Annotated in this window: 22 protein-coding genes and 1 tRNA gene; 6 read left to right on the forward strand and 17 right to left on the reverse strand. The window is 71.1% G+C overall.

The annotated features are described in order from the left end of the window. Positions 1 to 17: 17 nt before the first annotated feature. Genes BH708_RS10140 through BH708_RS10150 form a run of 3 tightly spaced genes read right to left on the reverse strand, consistent with a single transcriptional unit; the run spans position 18 to position 1,668 of the window. Positions 18 to 200 (reverse strand): hypothetical protein, encoded by a 183-nt coding sequence (locus BH708_RS10140; protein ID WP_076808461.1) that lies wholly within the window; start codon positions 198 to 200, stop codon positions 18 to 20. Continuing rightward, entirely contained in the window at positions 200 to 946 is a 747-nt protein-coding gene (locus BH708_RS10145) for a class E sortase (protein ID WP_253705297.1), read from the reverse strand. Before BH708_RS10145 ends, BH708_RS10140 begins: the two co-directional genes overlap by 1 nt. Further along, complete coding sequence (locus tag BH708_RS10150; protein ID WP_076808463.1) at positions 943 to 1,668, reverse strand: DUF881 domain-containing protein; 726 nt, start codon at positions 1,666 to 1,668, stop codon at positions 943 to 945. Before BH708_RS10150 ends, BH708_RS10145 begins: the two co-directional genes overlap by 4 nt. 114 nt (positions 1,669 to 1,782) lie before the next feature. Between BH708_RS10150 and BH708_RS10155 the strand changes: the two genes are divergently transcribed. The 3 genes from BH708_RS10155 (at position 1,783) to BH708_RS10165 (ending at position 3,800) form a co-directional block, all read left to right on the forward strand. Beyond that, the gene (locus BH708_RS10155) at positions 1,783 to 2,445 is read left to right on the forward strand and encodes a cell division protein CrgA (RefSeq protein WP_083713467.1); all 663 of its coding nucleotides are present in this window, start codon (positions 1,783 to 1,785) and stop codon (positions 2,443 to 2,445) included. A 160-nt stretch (positions 2,446 to 2,605) separates the two neighbouring features. After that, positions 2,606 to 3,619 (forward strand): hypothetical protein, encoded by a 1,014-nt coding sequence (locus BH708_RS10160; protein WP_076808464.1) that lies wholly within the window; start codon positions 2,606 to 2,608, stop codon positions 3,617 to 3,619. Between the two features lie 108 nt (positions 3,620 to 3,727). Further along, positions 3,728 to 3,800 (forward strand) — tRNA-Arg (locus BH708_RS10165). Positions 3,801 to 4,016: 216 nt separating this feature from the next. On the opposite strand, the gene BH708_RS10170 is transcribed toward BH708_RS10165, so the two are convergent. Beyond that, positions 4,017 to 4,364: a metalloregulator ArsR/SmtB family transcription factor gene (locus BH708_RS10170; RefSeq protein ID WP_076808465.1), complete on the reverse strand. Its 348-nt coding sequence runs from the start codon at positions 4,362 to 4,364 to the stop codon at positions 4,017 to 4,019. Positions 4,365 to 4,420: 56 nt separating this feature from the next. Between BH708_RS10170 and BH708_RS10175 the strand changes: the two genes are divergently transcribed. Continuing rightward, entirely contained in the window at positions 4,421 to 5,467 is a 1,047-nt protein-coding gene (locus tag BH708_RS10175; protein ID WP_253705298.1) for a cation diffusion facilitator family transporter, read from the forward strand. A 128-nt stretch (positions 5,468 to 5,595) separates the two neighbouring features. Beyond that, on the forward strand, positions 5,596 to 7,470 hold the full coding sequence (locus tag BH708_RS10180; protein ID WP_076808466.1) for a gamma-glutamyltransferase family protein: 1,875 nt from the start codon (positions 5,596 to 5,598) through the stop codon (positions 7,468 to 7,470). A 15-nt stretch (positions 7,471 to 7,485) separates the two neighbouring features. Here BH708_RS10180 and BH708_RS10185 read toward each other — a convergent pair whose 3' ends face one another. From BH708_RS10185 to BH708_RS10215, 7 genes are all read right to left on the reverse strand, one after another. Then, entirely contained in the window at positions 7,486 to 8,730 is a 1,245-nt protein-coding gene (locus tag BH708_RS10185; protein WP_253705299.1) for a Gfo/Idh/MocA family protein, read from the reverse strand. Continuing rightward, positions 8,720 to 9,493: a ThuA domain-containing protein gene (locus tag BH708_RS10190; protein WP_083713469.1), complete on the reverse strand. Its 774-nt coding sequence runs from the start codon at positions 9,491 to 9,493 to the stop codon at positions 8,720 to 8,722. Before BH708_RS10190 ends, BH708_RS10185 begins: the two co-directional genes overlap by 11 nt. 530 nt (positions 9,494 to 10,023) lie before the next feature. Next, positions 10,024 to 10,458, reverse strand: a complete 435-nt coding sequence (locus tag BH708_RS10195; protein ID WP_076808467.1) for a hypothetical protein — start codon at positions 10,456 to 10,458, stop codon at positions 10,024 to 10,026. Next, a complete protein-coding gene (locus BH708_RS10200; protein ID WP_083713911.1) occupies positions 10,455 to 11,222 on the reverse strand; it encodes a histidine phosphatase family protein in 768 nt (255 codons plus the stop codon). The genes BH708_RS10195 and BH708_RS10200 overlap by 4 nt, the downstream gene beginning before the upstream one ends. Positions 11,223 to 11,331: 109 nt before the next feature. After that, a complete protein-coding gene (locus BH708_RS10205; RefSeq protein ID WP_076808469.1) occupies positions 11,332 to 13,038 on the reverse strand; it encodes an FAD-binding oxidoreductase in 1,707 nt (568 codons plus the stop codon). Continuing rightward, positions 13,035 to 13,919, reverse strand: coding sequence for a 1-acyl-sn-glycerol-3-phosphate acyltransferase (locus BH708_RS10210; RefSeq protein ID WP_076808470.1), 885 nt, complete (start codon positions 13,917 to 13,919; stop codon positions 13,035 to 13,037). Before BH708_RS10210 ends, BH708_RS10205 begins: the two co-directional genes overlap by 4 nt. Before the next feature lie 4 nt (positions 13,920 to 13,923). After that, positions 13,924 to 14,700 (reverse strand): SDR family oxidoreductase, encoded by a 777-nt coding sequence (locus tag BH708_RS10215; protein WP_076808471.1) that lies wholly within the window; start codon positions 14,698 to 14,700, stop codon positions 13,924 to 13,926. 178 nt (positions 14,701 to 14,878) lie between these two features. Here BH708_RS10215 and BH708_RS10220 point away from each other — a divergent pair, with 178 nt between their 5' ends. Beyond that, the gene (locus BH708_RS10220; protein WP_076808472.1) at positions 14,879 to 17,164 is read left to right on the forward strand and encodes an HAD-IB family hydrolase; all 2,286 of its coding nucleotides are present in this window, start codon (positions 14,879 to 14,881) and stop codon (positions 17,162 to 17,164) included. Between the two features lie 104 nt (positions 17,165 to 17,268). Here BH708_RS10220 and BH708_RS10225 read toward each other — a convergent pair whose 3' ends face one another. The 6 genes from BH708_RS10225 to BH708_RS10250 all read right to left on the reverse strand — a co-directional run bounded on the left by BH708_RS10225 (position 17,269) and on the right by BH708_RS10250 (position 22,739). Further along, a complete protein-coding gene (locus BH708_RS10225) occupies positions 17,269 to 17,970 on the reverse strand; it encodes a hypothetical protein (RefSeq protein WP_076808473.1) in 702 nt (233 codons plus the stop codon). Then, on the reverse strand, positions 17,967 to 18,833 hold the full coding sequence (locus tag BH708_RS10230) for a hypothetical protein (RefSeq protein ID WP_076808474.1): 867 nt from the start codon (positions 18,831 to 18,833) through the stop codon (positions 17,967 to 17,969). The genes BH708_RS10225 and BH708_RS10230 overlap by 4 nt, the downstream gene beginning before the upstream one ends. Positions 18,834 to 18,894: 61 nt before the next feature. Continuing rightward, the gene (locus tag BH708_RS10235; RefSeq protein WP_076808475.1) at positions 18,895 to 19,743 is read right to left on the reverse strand and encodes a hypothetical protein; all 849 of its coding nucleotides are present in this window, start codon (positions 19,741 to 19,743) and stop codon (positions 18,895 to 18,897) included. Positions 19,744 to 19,933: 190 nt separating this feature from the next. After that, positions 19,934 to 20,794, reverse strand: a complete 861-nt coding sequence (locus BH708_RS10240; RefSeq protein ID WP_083713470.1) for an amino acid ABC transporter ATP-binding protein — start codon at positions 20,792 to 20,794, stop codon at positions 19,934 to 19,936. Further along, positions 20,794 to 21,810 (reverse strand): amino acid ABC transporter permease, encoded by a 1,017-nt coding sequence (locus BH708_RS10245; RefSeq protein WP_216639462.1) that lies wholly within the window; start codon positions 21,808 to 21,810, stop codon positions 20,794 to 20,796. Before BH708_RS10245 ends, BH708_RS10240 begins: the two co-directional genes overlap by 1 nt. Next, a complete protein-coding gene (locus BH708_RS10250) occupies positions 21,807 to 22,739 on the reverse strand; it encodes an ABC transporter substrate-binding protein (RefSeq protein WP_076808476.1) in 933 nt (310 codons plus the stop codon). The genes BH708_RS10245 and BH708_RS10250 overlap by 4 nt, the downstream gene beginning before the upstream one ends. Positions 22,740 to 22,832 lie beyond the last annotated feature (93 nt).

Consider the following 22,832-nt stretch of genomic DNA (forward strand, 5'->3'; position numbering starts at 1 on the left):
GCCGGTCGGGACGACGGTCAGGGTGCCGGCGTCCCGCCCCCCGCCCCGCCGACCAGGCCGTCGTTCAGCGGCAGGTAGGGGGCGATGGCGGGGAACACCCAGCCGAACAGCACCACCACCAGCGCGGCCAGCACGACCACGACGAGCAGGATCCGCGCCCACAGCGGACCCGGCAGGTGACGGAAGAGCCAGGCGTACATCAGTTCTCCTCCGTCGACGCGAGCGCTTCGGGGATGCCGTCGTCGCGATCCGTCCAGTAGGCGAATTCGGCGTGGACGATGTACCGCTCGCGGGCGGAGTACATCGGATGGCAGGCGGTCAAGGTCATCATCGACTCGGTGGGCTCGACCCCGATCCGTCCGGGCGTCGGGGCGATCACCTCGACGGCGCTCGGATCCACGATCAGGGACTCGGTCACCTCGTAGACGTAGAAGGCGTCGGCCGTCTCGACGACGATCGGATCATCGGTCTCCAGCGCTGCGATGTCCTCGAAGACCCGTCCGTAGGTGTTGCGGTGGCCGGCCACCGAGAAGTTCCCGACCTGACCGGGCAGAGCCGTCTCGGGGTAATGCCCGGCACCCTTGACGTTCAGGACCTTCTCCAAGCTCACCCCCTCGGCGAGCGGGAAGCGCTCACGGTCGAAGGCCGGCACGTGCATGGTGGCCCAGACCTTCGTGTCCCCGAGCGTGTCGGGCACGGGCGGCGGCCCGTCCTGAGCAGGGGCGATGCGCTCCTCGTCCACGTTCCCCCACTCGTCCTCCAGACCCGCGATGATGCCGGACTGCTCACGGTCGGCCACGACATCGGTCCACCACAGCTGCCAGACCAGGAAGAGCAGCAGCAGAGCGCCCAGAGTGATGAGCAGTTCGCCGAGGACCCCGATCACCCGGCCGAGCACGGTGGCGCCGCGGGAGCGGGCGCGGTGGGCGGCGCGCGCGGCCATCATCCGGCCTGCGCCGTCTCGAGGGTCAGGGAGCCCTCGAAGGCGGGAAGGGTGGTCTCCTCGAGGGTCCTGATCTGCTCGCCGAGACCGACGAGATCGACCCATTCGCGGTAGATCTGCACGCCGGAGGCGTCGTCGAGGGCGGCGAGCATCTGCTCGGTGGGTCCGATGACGGTGATGACGAAGGGTGGGGAGTACACGCGCCCCTCGAGCAGGAGGGTGTTGCCGGCGCAGCGGAAAGCACTGTCGGCCACGACTCTCTGGTCCTGCAGCATCATCGCCTCGGCACCGCCCGCCCAGAGGGCATTGATGTAGGACTCCATGTCCTGCTGGTGGACGACGAGGTCGTCGGGCTCGACATCGTCCATGGCGCCGAGCGTACCCGTCGGCGCGTCGGTCAGGGTGATCTCCAGGGCCGGACCGCTGACCTCGCTCAGGCCGACGGCTCCCGCCATTTGGGCGCTGCGCTCCTGGACAGCGGCGTCCCCGCCGGCGGCGGACAGCTCATCGATCTCGGCACGCTTGTCGGCCACCTCGTCGGTGAGCCGTTCGATGGTGCGGCCCCTCTCGGTCAGCACGCTGACCACGTCGCCGCTCTCGTCGCGGATGGACCCGCCCCCGGAGATCCGGGCGGTGGTCGCGAACAGCACGCCGCACAGCACCATCACGAGCGCGACGCCGACACGGCGGCGGGGACCGCGGTATCGCCCGGCGTCCTCTGCCATGCTCACACCTCGCTTCGCGTGCTCGTCCGACGACCATTACCCTAGGCCAAGGTCCGCATCGGCGGGCCCGTGCGCCACGCCGCACGACAGGCCGCTTCGAGGGAGCACCGTTTCATGGCCAAGAGCAGGAAGAAGTCGTCGGCGCAGGCCGCGTCGAAGGCCACGGCCGGGACGACGGCCGCCCAGCCCGGGGCGGACGATCTCGACGACCTCTCCCCCGACTCCGCCGACGCCGCGGCCGGGGACGACGCCCAGAGCACCGCCACGGATGCCGAGGAGACGGGGACGGACGGCACCGCGCCGAGCGACCCTGCGGAGAGCGGATCCGGCGGGAGCGGTTCCACGACAGAGAGCACAACGCGCGCTTCCGGCAAGGATCCCGTCGCGCGGACGAAGGGTGCCGGCAAGGACACCGTCGCGGCGAAGGGCTCGGGCAAGGGCAAGGGCTCGAAGGCCGCGACGTCCGGCAAGGGCTCTGCCGGCGCCGCGGGCAGCGAGGTCAGCGAGAAGGCGAAGGACGCCACCCGCGCCGGGTCGCCGAAGAAGGCCGCGGCGGCGGAGTCCGCGCGGACGACGGGGCGGCGGGTCGCCGCCGAGGCGCCGAACCCCGCCTGGCTCGCCCCCACCGCCGTCGTGCTCCTCCTCGTGGGCCTGGCCTACCTGGTCGCCTTCTACCTCTCGGCCGGCGCGCTGCCGCTGCCGATCGGGGACTGGAACCTCGCCGCAGGATTCGGCGTGATGCTCGTCGGCGGCGGCATGCTCATGTTCTGGAAGTAGGATCCGGCGCTCGCGAGGGGACGCCCTCGACCGGCCGAGATCCCGCGCGATGGGGAGTTCTCCCCACCGCGGATCTCGTCGTGCCCAGGTACGCTGGACCCGTCGTCGCCCGCGGTCCGGGCGCGCCGCGGTCCACAGATCCTGACCCGACGGGGGAACCATGAACACCATCTCGGCTCGGCGCCGGCTTCTGGCCGCGCTCGTCCTGCCGTTCGTCCTGCTGCTGGCCGGGTGCGGGCGCCTCAGCGCTGACTTCGACATCAAGGACGTCGACACCATCGCCATCGCGATGGACTTCGGCCTGGACAAGAACGTCCTCGAGACCATGGGGGAGAGCTTCGACTCCCCGGACGCGATGTGCGATGACCTGATGGGGGACATGAACGACGACCTCCTGTCCGCCCCGGTCGAGGCCTACGAGGACGGCGACATCTGGGGCTGCCGCATCTCCGGCACCAGCACCCGCGCGGACTTCGGGGAGGGCCTCGACCTGACCGAGCAGGACGGCGAGTACCACTTCGTCATGGATCTCGGATCCGAGGGCATCAACCAGTCGGACCTCGACACACTGGGCTCGATGTACGGCATCGACGTCTCGGCCTTCGAGTTCGAGGTCACGTTCACCTTCCCGGGCAAGGTCCTGGAGTCCCAGGGCGGGACCATCGACGGCAGCACCGTCACCTACACCGACGTCGTCGAGTTCTCCCAGGGCGTGGACATCACCGCCGAGGCCGGTGGCTTCCCCTGGATCGTCGTGATCATCATCGTGGTGGTCGTCGGGTTCTTCCTGCTGCTCGCGATCGCGGCGGTCATCTTCTTCGTGATCCGTGCCCGCCGGAACAAGGGCGGCTCCAGCGGCCCCGGCGGCTCCGCCATGAACGCCCCGGCGGCCTTCGGCGGTGCGGCCGGTGCGGCCTCGATGTCCTCCGGCAGCGCTCCGCCCGCGCCCCCGCAGGGAGGCCAGCCGTGGGGGCAGGGCACACCTCCTCCTCCCGCCGCGCCCCAAGGAGACCAGGGCCAGCCGTGGGGCCAGCCTCCGCAGCCGGGACAGCAGGGCGGTCAGGATCAGCAGGGGCAGAGCTGGAACCAGCCGCCGCAGCCCGGCCAGCAGGACGGCGGCGCCCAGCCGCCGCAGGATCCCTGGAGCCGTCCGCCGCAGCCTCCGGGACAGTGATCCGCGGGTCGGCGCGCCCCTCCAGGACCGTGTGAGCAGGGTCATGACCCCTGGATTGGCGCCCACCTGGGCCGAGCATTAGACTCGAGCAGGTCGGAACGCCGACAAGCGCCCGTAGCTTAACGGATAGAGCATCTGACTACGGATCAGAAGGTTGGGGGTTCGAATCCCTCCGGGCGCACTTTTGTGGACGAAGCCCCTCACAGCATCGAATCGATGCGGTGAGGGGCTTCGTCGTGCAGGTCGTGCGCGGACGTGCGGGTCGTGCGCGCAGTACGGCCTGACGCGTCGGATACGGGGACCCATAGCGACGCGTCGGACGGCAAGCCCGGGCGCCGTCGGGCACGGGCACCGTCGGGCACGAGGGCCGTCGGCACGAGGAGAGCGACACTGCCGCTCAGTAGCTGTGCGGGTCCAGTTCTCTGGCCGCCCCCGTGACGTGCTCGGCATGCGAGAGGGTCTCGGTCAGCAGGCGGCGCACGTGCTGGTCCCTGGCACGGTAGTAGGCGAAGGTGCCCTCCTTGCGGCTCTCCACCAGCCCCGACAACCGCAGCTTCGCCAGATGCTGGCTGACCGCTGCGGGCGTCGCCCCGACGGCTTCGGCGAGCGCATTGACGCTGGACTCCCCCTGGAACAGCGCCCAGAGGATCTTCACCCGCGTCGGATCCGAGAGCATGCGGAAGGTGCTCGCGGCGATCTGCGCATGCTCCTCGTCGGGAACGGCACGCACGGGCTCCTCATGCATGCCCCCATCGTACGGGGAACTTGCTATCTGCATGCTTGCGCGGATACATTGCTACGGTGAACGGCACCCCAGGCACCCACCCGACCGTGCACGGCGACGTCCGTGCCCACGTCGACGAGCACGGACATGACCACACGCACCACGGCCTCCGGAGCCGACTACGCCACGCGCTGATCCCCCACAGCCACGATCACGGCGAGGCCATCCGCACTGCCGAGGAGGCCAGCGCGATCGGTCTGCGCGCAGCCTGGATCAGCCTCGCCGGCATGGGGGCCACCGCGGCGCTGCAGATCGTGATCGTCGCGCTCAGCGGCTCCGTGGCGCTGCTCGCCGACACCCTGCACAATCTCGGTCATCTCGCCACGACGCTCCCGCTGATCATCGCCTTCCGCCTGGGCCGCCGGAGCCCGACCCGCCGGTACAGCTACGGCTTCCGGCGGGCGGAGGACCTGGCGGGCCTGCTGATCGGAGCCGTCATCGCGCTCTCGGCCGGACTGATCGTCTGGGAGTCCGTGCGCTCGCTGGCCGGCACCCGGGACATGACCCATCTGGGCTGGGTGCTGGCCGCCGCCCTGGTCGGTGCCGCCGGCAACGAACTGGTGGCGATCTACCGCATCCGTGCGGGCCGACGCATCGGCTCCGCCGCCCTGATCGCCGAGGGGCAGCACGCCCGCACGGACGCCCTGACCTCGCTCGCCGTGGCGATCGGTGTGATCGGGGCCTGGCTCGGCCTGCCGTGGATGGACCCGGTCATCGGCCTGCTGATCGCCGCGGTCGTGGTCGCCGTGCTGATCGCGTCGATGCGCACCGTCGTCGGACGGCTGATGGACGGCATCGATCCGGCGCTCCTGGAACAGATCGAGACCGTGGCCGCGACCGTCCCCGGCGTGCTCACGGCCGACGAGGTGCGGGCCCGCTGGATCGGCCATCGTCTCGAGGCCGAGCTGCGGCTGGTGCTTACCGCGGACCTCGAGCTCACCGCCGCGGACGAGATCGCGACCTGCGTCGAGACCGCGCTGCACCACGAGCTGCCCCATCTCGAGCGGGTCCTCGTGCGCACCGTCGGCCGAGCCGCTCCGGAGCGGTCCACGAACCGTCGGTGACAGGACAGAGGGCCGCAGGGGAGCGACATGACGGACCGGGCCGGGTGCGGCGGACGATGCCGGGGCGGACGGGGCGATGGGACCGACGGCCTAGCATGTCCTCGACCCCGCAGCCCAGGAGGACACCGATGCCCACCTTCACCGCTCCCGGCGAGTTCACCACGCGTCCCACTCTCCGCGGGACCTTCGGCATGGTCGCCTCCACCCACTGGCTCGCCTCCTCCTCGGCGCAGTCGGTGCTCGAACGCGGTGGGAACGCCTTCGACGCCGCGGTGGCGGGTGCCTTCGTGCTGCACGTGGTCGAGCCGCATCTGAACGGCCCCGGTGGTGACATGACCGGCGTGTTCGCCACCGCCGAGGAGCCCGGGCGGCCCGTGGTGCTGATGGGGCAGGGCGCCGCCCCGGCAGGTGCCACGGCCGAGCATTACCTCGCGGAGGGACTGGACCTGGTGCCCGGGGCCGGCGCCCTGGCGGCCGCCGTGCCCGCCGCGGTCGATGCGTGGTTGCTGCTTCTGCAGGAGCACGGGACCTGGGAGGTGGCCGACGTGCTCGAGTACGCGATCGACTACGCCGAGGACGGCCACCCGGTCCTGGAGCGGGTGTGCCATCAGATCGCAGCGGTCGCGAAGCTGTTCACCGCGCACTGGCCCACCTCCGCGGCGCGCTGGATGCCGCAGGGCCGCGTGCCCCGCCCCGGCGACCGGATCACCGCGCCCGAGTACGCCCAGGTGCTGCGGGAGCTGATCGCGGCGGGCGATGCGGTCGGCGAGGACGTCCCCGACCCACGGGCGGCACGGGTCGCCGCGGCCCGCACCGAGTGGCGCACGGGACGGGTCGCCGACGAGGCCGCCGCCTTCGCCGCCTCCGCGCACCGGCACTCCGACGGCGCCGACCATGCCGGGGTGATCACCGCTGCCGACTTCGCCGGCTCCTCGGCGTCCTTCGAGGACGCCGCCACGCTCTCCTTCCGCGGATACACGATCGCCAAGACGGGACCCTGGGGGCAGGGACCGGTGCTGCTGCAGACCCTCGCGATCCTCGAGGGCCTGCCCGACGACCATCTCGATCCGTCCACCGAGCTCGGTGCCCACACCGTGCTGGAAGCGCTCAAGCTCGCCTATGCGGACCGCGACGCCCACTACGGGGATGCCCGGGAGGTGGATCTCTCGGTGCTGCTGAGCGAGGACTACGCCGCCCGGCGTCGCACGCTGATCGGGCCTCGGGCGTCCCACGAGTTCCGGCCCGGCCGCCTCGACGGCGCATCCGGCTGGAACCCGACGGTGCGCACCGCCGCGGAGCAGGCGGCGCGGTCCGGGCACGACCCGTCGGCGGCCGGCGGCGGGGAGCCCACCGTCCCGGCCGCGCGCGATGCGACCGCGGCCGGGGACCCCGGTGCCGATGCCGACGGCAGCGTGCGCGGGGACACCTGCCACCTGGACGTCGTCGACCGATTCGGGAACATGATCTCCGCGACGCCCTCGGGCGGCTGGCTGCAGTCCTCCCCCACGATCCCCGGCCTCGGATTCTGCTTGGGCACGCGACTGCAGATGACCTGGCTGGAGGAGGGCTCGCCCTCGGCGCTCACCCCGGGACGTCGCCCGCGCACCACGCTGACCCCGACCCTGGTGCTGCAGGACGACGAGCCGGTGATGGCCCTCGGCTCCCCCGGCGGAGATCAGCAGGACCAGTGGCAGCTGCTGCTGATCCTGCGCGTGCTGGTGGGCGGATGGTCCCCACAGGCCGCGATCGATGCGCCGGCACTGCACAGCACAGCGGTCGCCGGCTCGTTCTGGCCGCGCACCTGGGAACCGGGCGGGGCAGTGGTGGAGGACCGTCTCGGCGAGGAGGTCATCACGGCGCTCGAGCGCCGCGGGCACCGCATCACCCGCGCCGGTGACTGGTCGCTGGGGCGCCTGTCCTGCGTCCTGCGCGATCCGGCCACCGGCGTGCTCGGCGCCGCCGCCAACCCGCGTGGTGCCCAGGGGTACGCGGTCGGCCGCTGACCGGGCCCCGGGACCTCACTGGGCGGCGGCGAGAGCCTCCCGCACCGAGCTCCACGACTGCATGAGGTCGCGGGCCCGCGGGTCCGTCTCGGCGGCGATGGCCTCGACGCGAGCCTGCTCGAGCAGGTCGTCGATCTCCACCCGTTCTCCGCGGTCGACGGAGGCGACGGCCGCCTCGACCATGGCGAAGCTGAGCAGGTTCTCGTGGACCTCGCACATCGGGGTGCGTCCCTCGCGCAGGGCGCTGACGCACTCGATGAGGGACGCGGCGATCTGGTCCGGCTCCGGATCCGATTCGGCGTCGACCGCGGCCTGCAGCCGGGCCGTCTCCTCCGCGTCCTCGGTGCCGAGGACCGGGGCGTTCGTGCCGTCCCAGGTGGCCGAGCCCTGCTGGGCCCCGATCCGCCATTCGCTGTTCCAGTAGGTCGGCAGCCCGCGGGCGTTCCAGGTGCCGTTGTAGACGAACAGCGAGCCGTCGGACATCTCGAAGGTCGCCGTGACCGTCGCGTCGTGGCTGTAGACGCTCCACTCGGGCTGAGCGCCCCGAGCGGTGACCGCCACCGGATCCGCATCCATCACGTAGCGGGCGGTGTCGAAGGCGTGGATGCCCATGTCCCGCAGAAGCGGGTGCAGCTGCGTGCGCCGGTACCCCTCCATCTCCGTGAACAGGGAGAAGAAGGCACTGGTGAGGACCGTCGGCCCGTGGGCCGCGACGAAACTGCGCAGCTGGCGCACCTGGCGGAAGAAGCGCCGGGACTGGGAGACCATGAACGGCACCCCGGTCAGCTCGGTGTGCGCCACCAGGCTCAGCGCCTCGGGCAGCGTCTCGGTGACCGGCTTCTCCCCGAGCACCGGGATCCCGGCGTGCAGCGCCTTGCGGGTGACCGGGTGGTGAGCCACGGGCACGGTCGGGTCGATGAGCAGATCGGCGCCGAGCTCGAAGGCCAGGTCGACCCCGTCGGTACCAGCCGCGACGGCCGAGGGATCCGCGACCCCGGACTGTTCGATGACCCTCTGCGGGGCGCCCTCGACGAGGTCCGCCACGCCCACCAGCTCGGCGACGTCGCTGGCGACCACCTCGCGAGCCCACCAGCCGCCCATCCCGCCGGCGCCGACCACGACCACCCGGGCAGGGCGGTCCGCCGGCAGGCGGGGGAAGTCGGTCAGATGCGGGGCGAGGGTGGGCGCGGCGGCCGTGTCGGTCCCGTCGGCGATCGCGAGATCGGCGGTGCGTGCGGCGATATCGACGTCAGATGACACGGGTGACCGCCTCCGGACCTTCGCCGCGGAACCAGTCGCGCGGTGCGTTGGCGATCTTGACGGGCTCCGCGGCCCGGTCCTCGGGACGGGCCCAGACCACGGCGTTGGCGAGCACGCGGCGGATCTCCGCCTGGCGGTAGACGGGGTACTCCTGGTCGCCGGGGCTGAAGTAGAACACCTTGCCCTTTCCGCGGCGGAAGGCGGCGCCGGAGCGGAACACCTCGCCGCCGGCGAAGGAGGAGACGAACACGAGCTCGTCGGGGGCGGGGATGTCGAACATCTCGCCGTACATCTCCTGCTCGGGGACCACGATCGGGTGCGGGACGCCGCGGGCGATGGGGTGGGAGCCGTTGACGGTCCAGACCCGCTCCTCCTCGCCGTCGTTGCGCCAGAGCAGGGAGCAGGTGGTGCCCATCAGCGCCTTGAACGGCTTGGAGTAGTGGGCCGAGTGCAGCGGGATCAGGCCCATGCCCTCATGGACGCGGCGGACCACGCGATCGCTGATCTCATCGGGGACGTCGGCATGGGCCATGTGGCCCCACCAGGTCAGCACGTCGGTCTCGGCGAGGGCCTCCTCGGACAGCGAGTGGTCGATGTCGTCGAGCAGGGCGATGCGCACCTCGGCGTCGACGCCGTCGGCGGCCAGCTGCTCGCGCAGGCCGTCGGCGATGACGGTGTGCATGCCCTCGGGGTAGACCTCCTGCACCTTCGGGTCGACCTTCTCGTGCCTGTTCTCGCCGAACACGGCGATACGCAGTGTCATTGCAGTCCTTTGCTGGATGGGGAATGCGCTGCGGGCGACCCCAGCAGCGCGGTCCGTCCATCGTAGAGGCGCATTCCCACGATGGAAGCCCCCGCTGCGCGACGCGCCGGAATCAGTCGCGAGGTGCCGCTGACTCGGCACGGGGCCGAGGGCCGGGAGGGACGGGACGGCAGCACCGCCCGCCCGAGCGAGCTCAGCCCGACGAGCCCCGAGATCCGTTCCCCGCACGCACTCCCACGGGCCCGAGCTCCGTCCCCGCCATGCACCCGCGATCCATCTCTGCGCAGACGGTGCCAAAGCCAGCGGAAGCACCGGGAACGCAGAGCTCGCCCGGGTGAGCTCGACCGAACTGTGACCCGCCTGTGACGTACTACTCATCGGTAGCGGGTTACTGTCGTCGTCAGGTTCCCTCAATGGCGAGGGAACCTCTCGCGCGTTCGGGTCCCGGAGCGCGAGAGAAGCCCGGACCATGCTCGCACGGGAGACCTGCACGCACGGGAAGGGTCTGGTGCCCGGACGCGCGGTGCCGCTCAGCTGCCCGGGAGACCTCGCACCGCCAGCAGTCGACCCGTCCGATCCAGTTCCGCCTCCAGGGCGCGCGCCGTCGCCGCATGCACCCGCAGCGCCCGGGCGCGTCCGAGCGATCCGCCGAGCCACCGCCCCTCCCCCGCGCCCCACGTGTAACGGGCCACCGTCCTGCCCTCGGCCTCGGCGTCGCCCTCGCTCCCGGCCCTGCGCCCGGACCCGGTCAGCGCGACCTGCGCGGTCAGGAAGAACCTCCGACCGGCGAGTCCGCCCAGCAGCAGGGTCCGACGACGGCTGCCGCACTCGTAGTCGACCCGACCTTCACCGCGCGGGCGAGGGCGCCATCCTCGGCCGACGAAGAACGTCTCGACGAGCACCCCGACGACCTCGCTGTCGCCGCGCACGACGAGCTCCATGCCCCCGGGCCGGTCGATGCTCATGGAGCCGCCCCCGGCGCCCCCTCGTCGGCATCGCGGCGCGTCGGGATCCGGCCGTCGGCCCGGCGATCCGACGGGGTGCCGTCATCGGCGACGCCGTGTCCCGGGGTTCCGTCGTGTCCCGGGGTTCCGTCGTGTCCCGAGGTCACGTCGACCGTCGGGGTCCCCTCGCCCACCGACGTGTCCACGAGCCGCGCGTCGCCGAGCCGTCGCAGTTCGGCGTTGCCCAGGTGCGGGACGTCGCGGTGGTCGTGGGGATCCACGCCCGCCCTGACGGCGAGCGCGATCTGCAGGACGTCCCCGTGGGCGACCAGGACCACCGGGACGTCGACGTCCGGCGCGTCGACCTCCCGCAGCACCTGCCCGATGCGCCTCGCCACGTCCTGGACCGGCTCGACCCCGCCCTCGTGGGCGCCGCGCTCCCGGTCCACGGCCCACACCTGCTCGTAGGCGCTCGCGGGACCGTCGTCGTGGATCCCGAAGCTGCGTTCCCGCAGCCGCGGATCCAGGCGCGGGTCCTGCGCTCCGAGGACGCCCGCGAACTCCTCTGCGGTCTGGCGAGCGCGGGCGAAATCGCTGGAGAGGACGAGTGCATCGGCCCCCAGTCCCTGCTCGAGCCCTCGGCGTCCCGCCTGTCGGGCCTGTTCACGGCCGCGCGACGTGAGGCCGACCTCGACCAGGGCGCGAGTCCCCGGAGCCGAGACGATCAGCCCGTCGACGTTCGCCGTGGACTCGCCGTGCCGCAGCACCCAGATGTCGTTGTTCATCGCTCCCTCGTCCTGGATCGGAGCCGGGAGAGCACCGCCGCACGGCACGCTCCCGGCTCCTCGCCTCGGTCCGCCCTGTTCAGGGAGGTGGTGGCTGTGCCCGGGGTGCTCAGGGAGTCGTGACCTTGCCCGGGTTCAGGTTCCGGCCCGGGTCGTTGTCGGCCAGCAGACCCTTGACGATGCGCACACCGACCCCACCGATGTCCTCGGTGATCCACGGCTGGTGCTCGATGCCCACCGCATGGTGATGGGAGACCGTCGATCCCAGATCCACGAAGGCCTGCTGCACCGCGTTCTTGGCCGCGTAGTACTGCGCCAGCGCCTGCTCGTCGGACGAGTACGGGAAGGCGAAGGTGAAGTAGAGGCACGCGCCGGAGTGGTAGCTGTGCGACATGTGGCAGAACATGAAGCCCGGCAGTCCCTGCTCCTCCTGCACCGCGTAGAACGCGTCATAGACCGCTGAATGGACCTCGTTGATGTTCGACCAGGTCGCCCCGGTGTCGCAGACGTCGCCGAAGACCTGGTAGTTCAGCAGGAAGTCGCGCAGGTAGGGGGTGTCGAACTTCTTCTGGTCGTAGATCGCGCCGGGCCCCGCGCCGAGGGTGATGCCGCCGGCCTTCTTCACGATCTTCTTCACGAGCGATTTCTGCTGCTCGACCGACTCCTTGGAGCCCTCGAAGCACACGTAGGAGATCGACATCTCGTTGGTCGTGTCCCACCCCTTCGAACGCAGGTAGGAGAACAGGCCGTCCTGCACCTTCGCGGCGACCTTCCCCTTGGTCGAGGTGGGCTCCTTGACCATGGACAGGCTGAACTCGGTCTCCGGACCGTCGGAGAGCCGGGTGAAGGTCGGGGTGACGTCGGTGGAGCGGGCGATGGCGTGCATGCCGCGGATGCCGTGCTCCCAGTCGGGGTACATGTAGGCGATCACCTGGCGGACCGGGGAGATGCGGTGGACCTGCACGGTCACCTCGGTGATCACGCCGAGCCGTCCTTCGCTGCCCAGGATCATCTCGTGCACGGACGGGCCGGAGTCGCGGCCCGGGATCGCCTTGGTGACCGCCGTGCCGTCGGGGTGGACCATGCGCAGGCCGCGCGCGATGTCCTCGATGTCGCCGTACTTGTCCGACTGCATGCCCGAGGAGCGGGTCGCGGCCCAGCCGCCGAGGGTGGAGTAGGTGAAGGAGTCCGGGAAATGGCCGACGGTCCAGCCCAGGTCGTTCAGCTGCTCCTCGAGGTCCGGTCCGTACACGCCGGCCTCCACCCGGGCCAGGCCCGCGGTGTCGTCGATCTCCAGGACCTCCCGCATCCGGCCGAGGTTCATCGTCAGCACGGGGCGCTGCTCGTCGACGTCGGGCGTGACGGAACCGGAGATGCACGAGCCGCCGCCGTAGGGGATCAGCACCAGATCCTCATCCAGCACGATCCGCAGGACCTGGGCGACCTCGTCCTCGGAGTTCGGATAGACCACCGCGTCGACGAGACGGGCGAAGTCGCCGGCGCGCACGCGGAACAGATCCGGCAGCGAGCGGCCGAAGGAGTGCACGACGCGGTACTCGTCGTCATCGGCCAGGTTCTCCTCGCCGACGACGCCGACGAGCTGTGTGCGCACCGCGTCCGGCAGACGACCGGCCGGCACCTCGAAATCCGCCAGCTCCGGTTCGACGGGCTGCTTGGAGTCCAGGTCGACGCCGACCTTGTTCCGCGCCAGCGCGGGGAAGGCGGGCTTGTTGTCATAGCGGAAGGTGACGTCGTCCAGTCCCCACCCCCACCACTTGTGCCGCTTGACCTCGCGGGCGCTGAGCCGATCGCTCATGCGGGTCCCTCCTCGTCCCGGACTCCGGCGCCCAGGACCTCGTCGTGATGCTCGTCGTACAGGTTCTTCACGCGCTCGCGGATGCGCTCGGAGAACGCCACCGCGGATTCGTGCTCGTGGGAGATCATCGGGTCGCCGAACACCACGGCGACCGGGGGGCGGCCCTTGGTCGGCCAGCTGCGGCCCTTCGGCATCGCCTCGTACCCGCCGATGATGGCCGCCGGGACCACGGGCACGCCGACGCCGATGGCGAGCGCGGCGGCGCCGGGCTTGAAGTCGGCCATCTTCCCCGTCGTCTGGCGGCCGCCCTCGGGGAACACCAGGATCGGGACCCCGGAGCGCAGCAGCTTGCGGGAGGTGCCCGAGTGCTTGCGCGACCCCCCGCGGTCGATCGGGAAGGCGTTCATCATCAGGCGCACGAAGATCCGGCGATGCCAGTGGTCGAACCAGTAGTCCGTGGCCACGCCCGTGCACAGGAACCGCCCCTGGGTCCAGGGCAGGCTCATCGCCAGCAGCGGGCCGTCCACGTGGCTGGTGTGGTTGGCGACCAGCACGAACGGCCCGCGAATGCTCTTGACCCGCCGGTGCGTCTTCACCTGCGGGGTCACGGCGGAGTTCACCACCGCCCGGAAGATCACGCGCTGGAGGACGAAGCGCACACCAGCGCGCCAGGTGGAGCGGTACTTCGCCAGTTCCCCCTGGGGCTTCTCCCAGCCCTCGCCGCGGGACCGGGCCGAGAGCGAATCCATCAGCCGCCTGCCGGGGCCGGGTTCGTTGCCCCCGGCGGGGTGCTTCCTCGCGTCGCCGGCGTGCTGCCGCTCGTCGGAGAACTGCTCGTCGGGATGCTGTTCGCCGGGATCCGTGGGGTCCTGAGGGCTCATCCGATCACTTCTCCCTGCTGCGGCGGTGGCTGAGCACGGCGCTGAGGGAAGCCACCACCCCGCGCGGCGTGGTGCGCAGCACTGCGGCGATCAGCTTCCAGCGCTTGGACGGGATGGAGACCGGCTTGCCGCGGGCCACATCGCGCAGGCAGTCGGCGACCAGACGATCCGCGTCCAGCCACAGCACACCGGGGATCGAGGAGCCCTTGATGCCCGCGCGGTTGTGGAACTCGGTGCGCACCCATCCCGGCATCAGGGCCGTGACCTGCACGCCGCTGCCGTCGAGCTGCACCCCGAGGGACTCGGAGTAGTTGCCCACCCAGGCCTTGATGGCCGAGTAGTTGTTCTGGGTGACCAGGGCGCTGACCGAGCCGACGTTGATGATCCAGCCTCGGCCCCGCCGGCCCATTCCGCGTCCGGCCGCTCCACCGAGCTTCAGCACGGCGCGGATCATCACCTCGAAGCCGCGGTCGTGCGCGGTGAGGTCCTCCTCGAGCAGGCTCGCCCTCACCGAGAAGCCCGCGTTGTTCACCAGCACGTCGACCGGGTCGGCGTCGGTCTCGAGGCGGTCCGCCACCCGCTGCTGCGCCGCACGGTCCGAGAGGTCCGCCACCAGGGTCTCGACCTCGACGCCGTACGCGTCGCGCAGCTGGGTGGCACTGTCGTCCAGGCGGTCCGCATCGCGCGCGACCAGCACCAGCGCTGCTCCGCGGGCTGCGAAAGCTCGTGCGAAAGCGGCCCCGATGCCCGCGGTGCCACCGGTGATGAGGGCCCTATGCATGGCGGCTACGATACACTAGCGCCGCCCTGACCAGCGCAGGAATGACCCCTGGTGAGGTGGCCTCGAGGCGCGTGGATCGCGACCGGGGCCCCGACCTTCCCGGCTCCTGCCGCCCGGCCCGTCTGCTGCCCCCGCCCCCGCCTCCACCGCTTGCCGCACCCGTCCACAGAGGGATCCCATGTCGAACAGCTCCACGTCCGCCGACCCGTCCGCCGCCCCCGGCGGGCCCCGAGACGGGGACCGACGGATCCTGCTGACCGGCGTCACCGGATTCCTGGGGCAGGCGGTCCTGCGCTCCCTGCTGGAGACCACCGAGGGGACCCACGTCACCGCCGTCGTGCGGCCCAAGGGTTCGCTCACCGGGCGCAAGCGCCTCGAACAGCTGCTGCGCAAGCCGATCTTCTCCTCCTGGTCCGACGCGCTCAGCGCCGACGGGAGCGACGGCAAGGCCGTCGTGAAGGCCGCGTTCGACGAGCGGGTCGAGGTCCTCGAGGGCGATCTCACCGATATGCCAGCGATCGAGGCGCCGCTGGACGTCGTCATCCACTCGGCCTCCTCCGTCTCCTTCGACCCGCCGATCGACGACGCCTTCCGCACCAACGTCGGCGGCGCCCAGAACCTGTACGAGGCGCTGCTGGCCTCCGGGCAGGACCCGCACGTCATCCACGTCTCCACCGCCTATGTCGGCGGCATCGCCAAGGGCCTGCGCCAGGAGGGGCCGCTGCAGACGGACGTCGACTGGCGCGCCGAGTACCGGGCGGCCCTCGAGGCCCGCGATCGCGTCGAGGCGGAGTCCCGTCGGCCGGAGACCCTGCGCTCGCAGATCCGCGGCGCCACGCTGCGCGACGGGCGCATGGGGCCCAAGGCCGTCGCCGCCGCGTCCGAGGAGGCCCGTCGCGACTGGGTGACCGAGCGCCTGGTCGACTTCGGCCGCACCCGCGCCCAGTCCGTCGGCTGGACCGACATCTACACCTTCACCAAGGCCATGGCCGAGCAGGTCGCCGAGGAGTTGTGGGCAGAGGCCGGCCATCGCGTCTCCTTCGTGCGCCCCTCGATCATCGAATCCGCCGTCGAGCACCCGTACCCGGGCTGGATCGACGGCTACAAGGTCGCCGACCCGCTGATCATGGCCTACGGCCGCGGCGCCCTGCCCGAGTTCCCGGGCCTGGCCGATTCGATCCTCGACATCATCCCCGTCGACTACGTGGTCAACGTGATCGTCGCCCTGGCCACGCAGGACGTCACCCGCCGCGGCGACGATGCGTACTTCCAGGTCGTCTCCGGCGCCTCGAACCCGCTGCCCTTCCACGAGATGTTCACCGCCGTGCGGGAGTACTTCGTCGAGCACCCGCTCGAGGACGACAAGGGCCGTCCGATCGAGGTCCCCGAGTGGACCTTCCCCGCCGTCGAGATGGTCGAGCAGCGATTCCGCGCGAAGGAGCTCGCCGCGAAGGCCGGCTCCGCGGCGGTCGCGTTCCTGCCCGCCACGAAGCGGACCCGACAGTGGACCTCCAGCCTCCACAAGGCGACCTCGGGGCTCACCACCCTGCGGATGTACATCGAGCTGTACCGCCAGTACACGAAGACCGAGATGGTCTTCGACGACGCCAACACCCGGGCGCTGCGCGGAGAGCTGTCGGCCGACTTCCTGGAGGACCACGACTTCGATGTCACCGGGATCACCTGGCGCGACTACTTCACGCAGCAGCACCTTCCGGCCGTCACCGAGCTGACCAAGGCCTACTCCCGGGCGAAGTCCGCCCAGCGCAAGCGCGCCTCGCGCCCCGCCCCGTCCCTGAAGCAGGACGAGAACGCCCTGGCGGTCTTCGACCTCGACGGCACGGTGCTGGCCACCAACATCGTCCAGCAGTACTTCGCCGTGGTCCGCGCGACCCGGCCGCGCCGGGCGTGGCCGGCCGAGATCGGTGGCCTGCTGGCCGCCGTCCCCGGCTACCTGCGGGCCGAGCAGCGCGACCGCTCCGAGCTGATCCGCTTGGTCAACCGTCGCTACAAGGGCTACCGAGGCGACGAGCTGCGCGCCCTGATGCACGGCGAGGCCGGGCGCCGGATCCGCGCCTCGATCCGCCCCGAGGCGCTCGAGGTGATCGAGCGCCACCGCGCCGCCGGCCACCGCACCGTCCTCGTCTCCGGCGCGCTCGACGTGCTGATCGAGCCGCTGGCGGACCTGTTCGACGACGTCGTCGCCACCCACATGGACGAGGACGAGACCGGGGTCATGACCGGCTACCTGGCCACTCCCCCGCTGGTCGACGAGGCCCGCGCGAACTGGCTGAGCAAGTACGCCGACGAACACGGTGCGGACCTGGCGGCCTCCTACGGCTACGGCGACTCGCACGCCGACGCCGCCTGGCTGGACCTGGTCGGGACGCCCACCGCGATCGCCCCGGACCTGGGGCTGTACGCGGTGGCGAAGAAGAAGCGCTGGCAGATCCTGGAGTGGTGAGGCGCGCTCCCCGCGTGGTGGCCGACGACGGCGCCGCGCCGGGGATCGTGCCGCGCACGCTCCCGGGGAGGGATCCCGGGCGGTGCCGGACGTCCCGCCGGGATTCAGCGCGGTGCCGGATACCCCGGCAGCAGTCGAGCGACGTCGGCCCGCCGTCCCGACAGCGCGCGCGGCGGGGCTGTCGCCGTCGCCCGCGCCAGCTCGGAGAAACCGGCCCGGCCTGACGCCTGGGCGATCTGTGCCGTGACGGTCTCGGGTGCTGTCGATCCGGTGCCCAGGAACCAGATCCACCGCCCGTCGACGGACCGTTGGTGATTCGTCGCGATGATGCCGGGCCGCCCGCCGCCGCGCAGCGCGTCCCCGGCGGCCGGCCCGACGAAGTGGATTCCCCGCGAGACCCATTCGAAGTTGCGGACGATGGCGGTGCGGTTCTTCCGGCCGGTCGTGCTGGTGTACCGGCGCGCGCGGTGCACCGGCACCAGGGATCCCGGGGTGATCTGGTCGTACCGCACCAGGAACGGGCGACGGAACAGGCCGGTGGGGCCGAGCACCAGACCGCGCTCGCACACCACGACGACCTCACCCAGCATGAGGACGAGCACGGCTGCGACGGCCAGGGCGAGGATGCTCAGGACGGCGACGAGTCCGCCGACCGGGAGATCCGGGGCCAGCAGGAGGAACGCCCCGCAGAGCAGCCAGATCCCGACCCCCACCAGGACGGTCCCCGGCCCGAATCGGTTGTGATGGATCTGCACCGGTGCGCCGAGCTCGTCCCGATGGCGCTCGAGGAAACGATGCAGCGTCACTCGCCTGCGCCGGCCGATGTCGCATCGGCAGGCTCGAGCAGGGAGGTCACCAGCTCGTCGAGGCTCTCCCGCGACACCGGAGCCACCCGGTTCACCGCGTCGTCGCCCTCGCCGTCGGTCTCCATCAGCTCGACGACCCCGGGGCGGGCGAAGAGCCTGAACTGGGCGGTGCCCTCGGCCTCGCGGCCTCGGATCACCACCGCGGTGGCGGCACGGGACTCCTTGAGCGTCTCGGATCTCCGACTGGAGTCGAACGTCGCCGCGGGGAACTCCTCGGGCTCGCCGTCCTCCGTCCCGATCTCGCGGGCGGGATCGATCCACAGCCAGAACTGCTCCGCGAAGTCCTTGAACTCCAGCAGGAAGAACAGGTGCATTCCCTGCGCATCGAACACCTCGAACAGGACCCTGCGGCCGCCCTCGATGTCGAAGACGTAGAACAATCCGCTGGCACGGCCCTGCGACGTCGTCCGCTCCGCGACCACGACCCAGTCGGACGTCCGACGGGCCACCACCGTTCCGCGCAGGGCCGGGGCGATCCGGTCCCCGGGGCCCGGCTCGTCGGCCTTGCGCGGATCCTTCACCGCGTCCATGGTCACCAGGCCGCGGGCGATGAGCGAACGGGTCGCGGTCGCGGTGGCGATCGCACGCTGCTCGTCGCTGCGCAGGTTCTTCTCGGCCCACGGGAGCGGAACCAGCTGGCGATGCTGGATCCCCTCGATCGCGAGCAGCTCCTCGTCGGAGAGCGACACGATCAGCTCCACGGGCTCGCTGAGCTCCTGGGTGATGACCCCGGTCGCCTGGGCAAGGTCATTCGTGTCGTAATCGGGAACGTCCGTGGCGCGGCCGGATCCGGGAGTGGTCATGTCGTCACCTTACTGGTCGTCGGGTTCGTTGCTCGAGATCAGACGTGGTCGCCGGCGTCGGTCAGAAGAGTCCGCCGACGAAGTCTGCGGCACCGCCGGCGACGTCACCGACGAAATCGCCCGCCGCCTCGCCCGCGTCGGCCACGAACTCGCCCGCCGCTTCGCCCGCGGCCCCGGCGAGGTCGACGGCGTCCGAGACGGTCGACGAGATGGCGTCCCAGTTCTCGGCGATCATCAAACCCGTGTTGATGCCGGCAGCCAGTCCGCCGGCGACGAGGGAGACGACCTGCCCGCCCGGGACGAACGCCGCCACCCCGGACACGACGCTCAGACCGCCTGCCACCTGGTTCAGGATGCCTTCGGCACTGGTGTCGCCCCAGTTCTCGTAGATCTGGTACGCGCCGGTGGCTGCACCGAAGACACCCAGGCCCTTGCCGAAGTTGCTCCACCCCTTCGGGAGCCCACCTTCCATCGTCAGGTCGGCGATGTCGAGCCCGGTTCCTATCAGGCCGCTGAGCGAGCCCATCTCAGTGCTGGTCAGGGCATCGAAGATGCCGGTCCCGATCGATGTCGCCGCATCCACCACGCCATCGACGGCGTCGCCGAAGGCGTCGCCGATCGCATCGAGGAATCCCCCGTCGCCCGGGCTGCTGGCCTCGTCCTGCTGCTCGGCGTGCTCCCCCACCTCGCTGCGCCGCTGACGCATCAGACCGTCGGCGGCGTCGAACAGTCCGCTCACCCGGCCCGAGAAGTCCGCGCGAAAGTCGTCGGCGTCGGAACCCACCCATTCCACCGAGTTGACCTGGGAGGCGAGCTGGGAGGCGAGGTCGGAGAGCCGGCCGCTGCGCGCGTCGAGGAGGTCACCGAAGCCGCGCAGCTGCTCGGTGTCCGCGCCGTAGAAGCCTGCCATGCCGATCGTTCCCCTTCGTCCCCGACCCGGCGTCGGTGCCAGGCTGCGACCGTTGCGCGGTCCGTGTGATCTGTTCCCGGATGATCCTAGGGAAACAGGCGCGGTGGCGCGATGGGGAGAAGTCCCCACACCGGGCCCGGCCGTCGAGCGGGCCGCGTGATGCACGGCGACCCGTGGCGCGCCACGGGTCTCACAGCACCGAGGCGAGGAAGCCCTTCAGCCGCTCCGACCGAGGGTGCTCGATGACCTGCTCGGCGGTGCCCTGCTCGACGATCATGCCGTCGTCCATGAACACCACCTGGTCGGCGACCTCACGGGCGAAGCCCATCTCGTGGGTCACGACGATCATCGTCATCCCACCCTCGGCCAGCTCCTTCAGCACCGCGAGCACCTCGGCGACCAGCTCCGGGTCGAGCGCGCTGGTGGGCTCGTCGAAGAGCATCAGCTCGGGCTCCATCGCCAGCGCACGCGCGATCGCCACCCGCTGCTGCTGGCCGCCGGAGAGCTCCGAGGGATAGTGATCGGCGCGATCGGCCAGGCCCACCCGCTCGAGCAGGGCGAGCGCCGCGTCGCGCGATGCGGCCTTGCTGCGGCCCAGCACCTGGATCGGTGCCTCCATCACGTTGGCCAGCGCCGTCATGTGGGGGAAGAGGTGGAAGCGCTGGAACACCATGCCGATGCGGGAGCGCTGCTGGGCGATCTGGGCGGTGGTGAGCTTCTGCCAGCGCCCGTCGGACAGCGGCTGCTCGGCGTAGCCCTGGGTGACACCGGCGATGCGCACCCGCCCGGCCGTCGGCTCCTCGAGCTGGTTGATGCAGCGCAGCAACGTGGACTTCCCGGAGCCGGAGGGGCCCACGAGCACCGTCACCTGACCGGGGGCGACCTCCAGGTCGCAGCCCTTGAGCACATGCAGGGGGCCGAAGGCCTTGTGGATCCCCTCGAGCTGGATCAGCGGGATCCCGTCGGGGGCGGCGGCGCTGGACGCGGCGGCCCCGGCGTCGCATGCGGAGCCGTCGGAGCCGTCGGGCGCTGGGGTGGCGGCGTGGGTCATCAGAGCTCCACCTCCGGGAGCGAGTCCTTGGGGGTCGTGCCGGCGCGGTTCACAGCGGCCTGGCGGGCTCGGCGCGATCCGCTGCGCGAGCGGCGGGAACCACTGCCCGGGCGCCGCGGAGCCCCGCCAGGACGATCATCGAAGCCGCGGCCGAAGTACCGCTCGAGATAGTACTGGCCGATCATCAGCACGCTGGTGATGGCGAGGTACCAGATCGCCGCCACGATGAGCAGGGGGATCGGAGCGTAGAGCTTGTTGGCGATCGCGTTGGTGGCGAAGGTCAGATCGAGGGTGAAGGGCACGGCGAGCACCAGCGAGGTCGTCTTCAGCATGCCGATGGTCTCGTTGCCCAGCGGCGGCACGATCACGCGCATGGCCTGCGGGATGATGATGCGCTGCAGGATGGTGCCGTTGCCCATGCCCAGGGCCTTCGACGCCTCGGTCTGGCCCTTGTCCACGGAGTTCAGGCCGGAACGGATGATCTCGGCGAGGTAGGCGCCCTCGTTCAGCCCCAGCCCCACCACGGCCGCCCAGAAGGCCGGGAAGTAGTCGCGGGTGGAGAAGGAGAACCACTCGGGTCCGAACGGGATCCCGAGGGCGATCTTGGGGACGATCACCGTGAACAGACCCCAGAACACCAGCTGGGTGTACACCGGAGTGCCGCGGAAGATGAAGATGTACGCCCAGGAGACCCCGCGCAGCACGGGATTCTCGCTGCGGCGCATGATCGCGGCGGTCAGCGCCACGATCGTGCCGAGCACCATCGCCAGCACGGTGATCAGCAGCGTCCAGCCGACACCCTGGACCACCTTGACGTCCAGGATGTAGGTCGCCACGGTCGCCCAGTCGAAGACCGGGTTGGTGATCAGGAAGTTGATCAGGCCCAGCACCAGCAGCGCGACGACGACGGCGCTGATCCAGGTGCCGGGGCGCGGGCTGGCCTTGGCCCGGATCCGACCGGGGATCGGGTCGGAGCCGGGCCGGTGGCCGGCGGGGGCGGAGGTCTGTGTGCTCACTGCTGCGGGTCCACTTCCGAGGTCTCGATCATGCCGTTCTCATTGCCCCAGGCCGCGAGGATCTCACGCAGGGCGCCGGAGTCGATGAGGTGCTGCACCGCCGCGCGGATGGCCTCGGCCAGTTCCGGCTGGTCCTTGGCGACGACGATGCCGTTCAGCGCCGCGTCCTCGATGTCGCCGACCTGCTCGAGGGTGCCCCGGGAACGGTTCACGGCGTAGGCGATGACGGGCGAGTCGCCGATCAGGACGTCGGCCTTGCCCCCGGCGACGGCGGTCGCGGCGTCGGCGTTGCCGACGTAGGGCTGGTCGACGATGCCCGCGTCGCCGCCGGACCGGCAGGCTTCGTCGCGCTCGACGACCACGTCGTCCATGTAGGTGCCGACCTGATGGGCGACGCGGGTGCCGCAGAGGTCCGGCGGGACGATGCCGTAGGGGTTGCCGGTCTTGACGGCGTAGGACATCCCGGCGGCGAAGTAGGAGACCATCGAGACCTGCTCGAGCCGCTCGGGGTTGATGGTGAAGCTGGAGATGCCGACGTCGTACGTCGAGCCGATCGCCGGGATGATCTGGGCGAACACCGCGGACTCGGTGCGGGTTCCCAGGCCCAGCACCCGTCCGATGGCGGTGAGGATGTCGATGTCGTAGCCGACCGCCCCGCCGTCCGAGCCGACGAACTCCCCGGGCGCGTAGTTCAGCGCCGCACCGTTGACCAGCTCGCCGCGCTCGCGGATCTCGGCCGGGACGAGGGCGGCCAGATCGGCGACCTCCTCGATGCCGCGGAAGTCCACCTCGGGGATCGCGTTCGTCTCGGCGTCCAGACGCTCGGAGGCGTGCGTGCAGGCGCCGAGCGCGGGCGCCAGGGCCGCGCCGCCGAGGGCCAGCGGGAGCGCGCGCAGCAGGGTGCGCCGGCGGGGTCGGATCGAAGACACCCGTGAATAGTATTCACGACACTGTATGAAAACCAATCGTTGTCGCATGGTTCACGATGGTCCGGCGCGGTCGGCACGGTCGGCGCAGCCCGG

The organism is Brachybacterium sp. P6-10-X1 (assembly GCF_001969445.1).
In the GTDB taxonomy this organism is placed as follows: domain Bacteria; phylum Actinomycetota; class Actinomycetes; order Actinomycetales; family Dermabacteraceae; genus Brachybacterium.